Origin of the sequence: uncultured Thiodictyon sp. (genome assembly GCF_903946935.1) — a bacterium.
Lineage (GTDB): Bacteria > Pseudomonadota > Gammaproteobacteria > Chromatiales > Chromatiaceae > Thiodictyon.
The window spans coordinates 1-6,905 of the sequence record NZ_CAJAXH010000135.1 but is presented as its reverse complement, the minus strand read 5'-3'; the positions used below and the strand labels follow the sequence as shown (position 1 = coordinate 6,905).

Genomic DNA, 6,905 nt, shown 5'->3' with positions numbered 1-6,905 from the left:
GTGCTGGGGTGAATTTTCGCTTCTCGCCCGACGCTATGCGCGTAAGCCCTTGATCGTTTGTTCTGCGCTGGGGTAAACGAAAATGTTCCCTACTCAGGCGGTTTGTTACTTCAGAGACTTACCGACACCGCTACCGGCTCGGGGTTCGCCGCCCCTCAGCCCACCGTCCCCCACAGCGCCCCGACCCCCGCCGTGACCGCCATCGCCAGCGCGCCCCAGAAGGTGACGCGCAGTGCACCGACCGCCATCCCGGCGCCGCCGGCGCGGGCGGCCCAGGCGCCCAGCCCGGCGAGGAAGACCAGTGAGGTGCCGGCCACCAGCGGGATCAGGTAGGACATCGGCGTCAGTGCAGTGACCAGCAGCGGCAGGGCCGCGCCCACGGCAAAGCTTGCGGCGGAGGCCAGGGCGGCCTGGATGGGGCGGGCGCTGAAGGCCTCGGAGATGCCGAGTTCGTCGCGGGCGTGGGCGCCCAGGGCGTCGTGGGCCATGAGTTGGTGGGCCACCTCGGTGGCCAGGGCGGGCTCCAGGCCGCGCCCGACATAGATGGCGGCCAGTTCCCGGTGCTCGGCGTGGTGGTCGGCGGCGAGTTCACGGCGCTCCCGCTCCAACTCGGCGGCCTCGCTGTCGGCCTGCGAATGGACCGAGACATACTCCCCGGCGGCCATCGACATGGCCCCGGCCACCAGACCGGCGACCCCGGTGGCGAGCAGGGTGCCCTGGGTCGCGTTGGCCGCAGCCACCCCGAGCAACAGGCTCCCGGTGGAGACGATCCCGTCGTTGGCCCCCAAGACCGCGGCGCGCAGCCAGGCGATACGGTCAGTGCGATGGCGTTCCCGATGTCTCATGCTTCTAGTCTCGAAATCGCGGACTTGGATGGGTAGTGTACCCGGGTCGAACCGGGATCGGTCCGGCTGAAGGCTCGACCTCCAGTTAGAAGGCCGCGGGCGAGACAAGCGGCGCATCTAAATATCTTGATATAAGATAAAAGAAAATAAGAAATCGTTTTTCAAGATTTTCTCGGTCGCCATACTACCTACCCATCAGACAGGCGTCGGCGCGATTTCTTAAGCCCCACGCGGCCGACGGCGCGCAACCTTAATCCATTGCAAGCCACCCAACCCACCCGGCAGTACCCATGAAGACAGCGAACACCCTGAACCCACTGCCACTTTCCCCCCTGACCAGCCCCTTGGATGAGCAGCAGTCGACGCGTCTGCAAACGGCGCTGGTGGACCTGTCACCGCTCCAACTGGCCTGGGTCAGCGGCTATCTGGCGGGCCTAGGCGGGCTGACGACAGCCGCCAACCGCAGCGCCGGACAGCCGGCCGACGCACCCGAGTCAGGTCCAAACCTGACCATCCTCTATGGTTCCCAGACCGGCAACACCCGCACGGTGGCCGAGTCACTGGCCGCGCTGGTGCGGGCGCGGGGCACTGAGCCGCGCCTGCTCTCCATGGCCGACTACCGCCCACGCGATCTGGCCCGCGAGCGGTTGCTGCTGGTGGTGGTCAGCACCCAGGGCGAGGGCGAGCCCCCGGAGAGCGCCCGCGAACTGCACGCCTTCCTGCACGGCAAGCGGGCACCGCGGCTGGAGGGGCTGCGCTATGGGGTACTCGGGCTCGGGGACTCGAGCTACGAACACTTCTGCAAGACGGCCAGAGATTTTGACGAGCGCTTCAAGGCCCTGGGCGGTCAGCCACTGCTCGCCCCCCAGTATTGCGACGTCGCCTTCCAGGAGGCGGCGAGCGCCTGGTCACTGACGGCACTGGAACGGGCGGCGGAGCACCTGGTGCCACGGGAGGCGCGCATCATCCAACTGCCCGGCACACGGCCGGCACCAAAGACACCGCCGGCGCTCGACCAGGCGGCGCCGCTCACCGCCCACCTGCTGGAAAACCGCATAGTCACTACAGCGGACGCCGTGGGCGAGGTCCATAACCTGGCGTTGGGCATCGACCCCGCGGCCCTGAGCTACACCCCAGGCGACGCGCTCGGCGTCTGGTTCCGCAACGACCCGGCCCTGGTGGAAGCGGTGCTGCGGGCGACCGGCCTGGACGGGGACGCGCCCCTCAGCCTGGACGGCGCGGCCTACGACCTGCGCGAGGCCCTGGCCAGCCGGCTGGAGCTGACCCGGCTACACCCGACGGTGGTCAAGGCCTGGGGCGGGTTGATCGGCTCCGAACCCTTGGCCGCCCTGGGCCAGGACCCCGCCCGTCTGCGCGACTATGCCGCCGGGCGCCAGTTCATCGACCTGATCGCCGAACACCCGGGCCGGCCGGACGCCGCCGCCCTCGCCGCCGCCCTGCACCCGCTGCGCCCGCGGCTCTATTCCATCGCCTCCAGCCAAGCCGAGTTCCCGGACGAGGTCCACCTGACGATCGCCCGCGTGGGCTATCGGGTGGGCGGCCAGGAGCGCGCCGGCGGCGCCTCCGACTTCCTGACCCGGCGCCTCACGCAGGACACACCGGTCGCGGTCCATCTGGCGACCAACCCGTCCTTCCGGCTGCCGCACGACGGCGACGCCCCCGTCATCCTGATCGCCGCCGGCACCGGGGTGGCGCCGTTCCGCGCCTTCCTCCAGCAACGCGCCGCCCAGGGCGACCGGGGCCGCACCTGGCTCGTTTTCGGCAACCGTAACTTCAGGCGCGACTTTCTCTATCAGCTCGAGTGGCAGGCGCACCGCCGCGCCGGGGTCCTGAGCCGGGTGAGCGTCGCCTTCTCCCGCGACCAGACGGACAAGCGCTATGTCCAGCATCGCCTGATCGAACAGGGCCGCGAGCTTTACACCTGGCTGCAAGAGGGCGCCCATCTCTATGTGTGCGGCGCAAACGCCATGGGCCGCGCCGTCCATGAGGCCCTGCTGGACCTGATCGCGGCGCAGACCGGCAGCGACCGCGAGGACGCCGGGGAACAACTCACCGCCCTGCGGCGGGACGGCCGGTACCAGCGCGACCTCTATTGAGTGAAGAGACAGACGCCCATGAACGCACTGAGTACCCCTATCGCCCCGCCGACCACCCCCCACGAACTGAACAAGGCGCGCAGCCGGTTTCTGCGCGGCACCCTGGCCGAAAGCCTGACGGATGAGCTCACCGGCGCCATGGCCCCGGAAGACGACCAAATCGGCAAGTTCCACGGCTTCTACCAGCAGGACAACCGGGATCTACGCGCCGACCGGCGCGAGCGCCTGCTGGAGCCCGAGTACAGTTTCATGCTCCGGGCACGCCTGCCCGGTGGCGTCTGCACCCCGGCGCAGTGGCTCACCATCGACCGCATCGGGCGCGAACTGGCCCAGGGCAGGGTGCGCCTGACCACCCGCCAGACCTTCCAATACCATGGCATCCCCAAGGGCGACCTGCGCTCGGTCATCCAAGGTATCCATCAGGTGCTGCTCGACTCGCTCGGCGGCTGCGGCGATGTGAACCGTAACGTCATGTGCAACCCCAACCCGGACCAGTCCGCCCTGCACGGCGCGGTCTACGACTGGGCGCGACGCATCAGCGAGCACCTGCTCCCCCGGACCCGCGCCTATCACGAGCTGTGGCTCGACGGTGAATGCGTAGCCGGCGGCGAGGAGGAGTCCGAGCCGATGTACGGCGCGACCTATCTGCCGCGCAAGTTCAAGATCGCCGTTGCCGTCCCGCCCCACAACGACGTGGATGTCTATGCCAACGACCTGGGCTTCATCGCCATCGCCGACCCAGCCGATCCGGCGCGCCTGCTGGGCTTCAACGTCCTCGCGGGCGGCGGCATGGGCACCACCCACGGGGACAAGAGCACCTTCCCGCGGCTGGCGGGCGACCTGGGCTTTGTCGCGCCGGACCAGGTGCTGGCGGTGGCCGAGGCGGTGCTGACCACGCAGCGCGACTTTGGCAACCGCGGCGACCGCATCCACGCACGGCTCAAGTACACCGTTGAGCGGATGGGCCTGGCGGCCTTCCGTGCTGAGGTCGAGAGCCGGGCCGGGATCAGCTTCGCCCCGCCCCACCCGATCCGTTTCACCGACCAGGGCGACCGCTATGGCTGGGTCCGGGGCAACGATGGCCGCTGGCACCTGACGCTCTATATCGAAAACGGACGGCTGCGCGACCTGCCCGGGCGGGCGCTGCTAACCGGACTGCGGGCCATCGCCGAAGTCCACCAGGGCGATTTCCGCATCACGCCCCATCAAAACCTGATCGTCGCCGGGGTCCCCGCCCGGCAGAAGCGGCGGATCGAGACCCTGGCGCGGGAACACGGGCTGCTGGTGGACGGGCTGTCGCCGATCCGCTTAGGCGCCATGGCCTGCGTCGCCTTGCCCACCTGCCCCCAGGCCATGGCCGAGGCGGAACGCTACCTGCCAGACCTGCTGACCCGGATCGAGGCCCTGGCGGCTGGCCACGGTCTGGCGGAGCAACCGATCGTGATCCGCATGACCGGCTGCCCCAATGGCTGCGCCCGCCCCTTCCTGGCCGAGATCGGTCTGGTGGGCAAGGGGCCGCGGACCTACAACCTGCTGCTCGGCGGCGATGGCAGCGGGACCCGGCTCAACAAACGCTACCGTGAGAACATCGCCGAGGCCGAGATCCTGGAGACCCTGGACGGGCTCTTTGGGCGCTATGCGCAGGGACGCACACCGCATGAACGCTTCGGCGATTTCGTGATCCGGGCCGGCATCGTTCGGCGTGTCGAGCATGCAGCGAGTGACTTCCATGACTGAACAGGCCATCCGTCGCGCCCCCTGGGGCGTCCCAGTGCGCAGCGCCGCCCGGGTAGGCAGCGCCGCGACCCACGACCGCCACGCCGCCGAGCCCCGCTTGCAGCAGGCGCTCCTGGACCAGGCCAACGCGGAACTCGCGCCGCTCGATGCCGCGGGGCGCATCGCCTGGGCGCGCGACCGCCTGCCGGGCGCGCAGGTCCTGTCATCGAGCTTCGGCGTCCAGGCGGCAGTGATGCTGCACCTGGTCAACCAGGCCATCCCCCGCCTCCCGGTGGTCCTGATCGACACCGGCTATCTGTTCCCCGAGACCTACCGGTTTATCGACGCGCTGGTGGAACGCCTGGAGCTGGATCTGCGGGTCTACCGTTCAGACGTCTCACCCGCCTGGCTGGAGGCGCGTCACGGGCGCCTGTGGGAGAACGGGGTCAACGGCATCGAGCACTACAACCGCATCCACAAGGTGGAGCCCATGGGGCGCGCACTGCGCGAGCTGGGGGTCGGCACCTGGTTCGCCGGACTGCGGCGGGTACAGTCCAAGTCCCGTCAGGACATCCCGGTACTCCAGGTGAAGGACGGGCGCTACAAGGTCCACCCGATCGTCGACTGGACCGACCGGGATGTGTATCGCTATCTCAAGCGCTATGACCTGCCCTATCACCCGCTCTGGGAGCAGGGCTATGTCTCGATCGGCGACCGGCACTCCACGGTCCCTTTGAGCGCCGGCATGCTCGAGGAAGAGACCCGCTTTGGCGGACTCAAGCGCGAGTGCGGGCTGCATGAGCTCCCGGTGTCCGCCTGAAGGGCTTGCCGCACGCGTCGTCGGGTGCGGTATTCGGGTTTCGTCAGTGGTGGGTGGGGCTCGGTGCGGCTGGTCGCGAATCCCTCGCCGCCGATCCACTTGGCCGAGGTCCGAACGTCGACACCGACTCAGAGAGGCCGCGCCCACCGTCTGGGTCGCCGAGCCGGTAACCGGCAAGATGCGCGCCTACGCAGACCAAGAAGGTAGGTCAGCGATGTCTGCCCCGATGGCTCACCGGGACCTATCGGCCTCAGAGAATAACCACGTTTTCGGCCTGCGGGCCGGATCGCGGTCGCGCGCATCCACGCGGACCTCGTCCCGGCAAGCACGGCGCGTAGCGCAAACATGAGACCGCCGCCGTCATCGAGCGGTTTCACGGCGGCGCCCAGCCACCAGTCACCCCCCAATGGCATCGTCTACAACCTGCTCCGCGACCACGGCGGCATGACGATCTTCTCGTGACACCGCTCCGCGGTGTCATACCTGTGTTGGGCGCTCTGCGCCCGAGCAGCGGTGGCCCGAACTGTGATCGCGGCCCATTTGGACACTGCTCATTGCGGCCAGGACGCCGCCCCGATCCCCCGATCGGGTCGGGCTGACGGGATTGCGCCCGTCAGCCCTCCCACACCACCGGACATGCGGTTTTCCGCATCCGGCGGTTGAGGTCACTCTCTGCGGTTACCTCCTTTCAGGTAACAAGTACATGCCCATGTCGGGCACACTAGATCGGCCTTCAGACTGATCGACCGGACGCGCCGCACCCCAGTGAGACTGCAAAAGCATTCGGAGCGTGCTCGGCGTAGCCCGGATGGAGCGCAGCGGAATCCGGGGTCGGCCTCGCGGGTAACTAAAATATCCGTGGGTTACCGAAGAACCCTGGATTCCGCTGCGCTACATCCAGGCTACGGGAAACCGTTCCGCCGAATACTCGCACAATCTCTCCAGCGGCGTCACGCAGGTGTGGGGCGCTCTGCGCCGGGAGCGCCGGCGGCCGGCGTTATGCTCAAGACCCTTGCGGCATTTCTTTGTCTTAGAAGCACCGTGATCTCATGGCTGCGCTTTTCGGTCAGGGTATAACGGAAAACGAAGAATACCGAAAAAACGCTCAATAGCAGCGGAAGACCGATTTCCACGACCCGCATCATCAAGAGGGTATAGGGCGGTTGCCGGGTAAGCTGAACAATTTCCTTTTCGATGTCGACAAGCGCTCTATCCATTTCCTGGGGTGGCGATGCCGTTTGAATATTGCCGATTTGTCGATTGATTCTGGCTCTCTGGGAACTCAGTAGGTTATGATATACTTAAATTACATGATCTTACGAAGAACTGGAGGGCGCCATCGAGTCTAACACCACGTCACTTAAGCAAGCGATGGAGATATTAATTGATCTGCCAAATATTCAAATC

Annotated in this window: 5 protein-coding genes; 3 read left to right on the top strand and 2 right to left on the bottom strand. The window is 67.2% G+C overall.

Translation table 11 applies throughout. The annotated features are described in order from the left end of the window. Positions 1 to 155: 155 nt before the first annotated feature. Positions 156 to 845, bottom strand: a complete 690-nt coding sequence (locus tag QZX93_RS11745; RefSeq protein WP_295392423.1) for a VIT family protein — start codon at positions 843 to 845, stop codon at positions 156 to 158. Between the two features lie 290 nt (positions 846 to 1,135). Between QZX93_RS11745 and QZX93_RS11740 the strand changes: the two genes are divergently transcribed. Genes QZX93_RS11740 through QZX93_RS11730 form a run of 3 tightly spaced genes read left to right on the top strand, consistent with a single transcriptional unit; the run spans position 1,136 to position 5,498 of the window. After that, a complete protein-coding gene (locus QZX93_RS11740) occupies positions 1,136 to 2,962 on the top strand; it encodes a flavodoxin domain-containing protein (protein WP_295392422.1) in 1,827 nt (608 codons plus the stop codon). Between the two features lie 18 nt (positions 2,963 to 2,980). Next, positions 2,981 to 4,699: an assimilatory sulfite reductase (NADPH) hemoprotein subunit gene (cysI, locus tag QZX93_RS11735; RefSeq protein WP_295392421.1), complete on the top strand. Its 1,719-nt coding sequence runs from the start codon at positions 2,981 to 2,983 to the stop codon at positions 4,697 to 4,699. Beyond that, a complete protein-coding gene (locus QZX93_RS11730) occupies positions 4,692 to 5,498 on the top strand; it encodes a phosphoadenylyl-sulfate reductase (RefSeq protein WP_295392420.1) in 807 nt (268 codons plus the stop codon). Before cysI ends, QZX93_RS11730 begins: the two co-directional genes overlap by 8 nt. 950 nt (positions 5,499 to 6,448) lie before the next feature. Here the strand turns inward: QZX93_RS11730 and QZX93_RS11725 are convergent. Continuing rightward, a complete protein-coding gene (locus QZX93_RS11725) occupies positions 6,449 to 6,715 on the bottom strand; it encodes a hypothetical protein (protein ID WP_295392418.1) in 267 nt (88 codons plus the stop codon). Positions 6,716 to 6,905: the final 190 nt, after the last annotated feature.

Coding starts and splice junctions, on each gene's coding strand:
- QZX93_RS11745 (WP_295392423.1), bottom strand. CDS start 845: ATGAGACATCGGGAACGCCATCGCACTGACCGTATCGCCTGGCTGCGC.
- QZX93_RS11740 (WP_295392422.1), top strand. CDS start 1,136: ATGAAGACAGCGAACACCCTGAACCCACTGCCACTTTCCCCCCTGACC.
- cysI (WP_295392421.1), top strand. CDS start 2,981: ATGAACGCACTGAGTACCCCTATCGCCCCGCCGACCACCCCCCACGAA.
- QZX93_RS11730 (WP_295392420.1), top strand. CDS start 4,692: ATGACTGAACAGGCCATCCGTCGCGCCCCCTGGGGCGTCCCAGTGCGC.
- QZX93_RS11725 (WP_295392418.1), bottom strand. CDS start 6,715: ATGGATAGAGCGCTTGTCGACATCGAAAAGGAAATTGTTCAGCTTACC.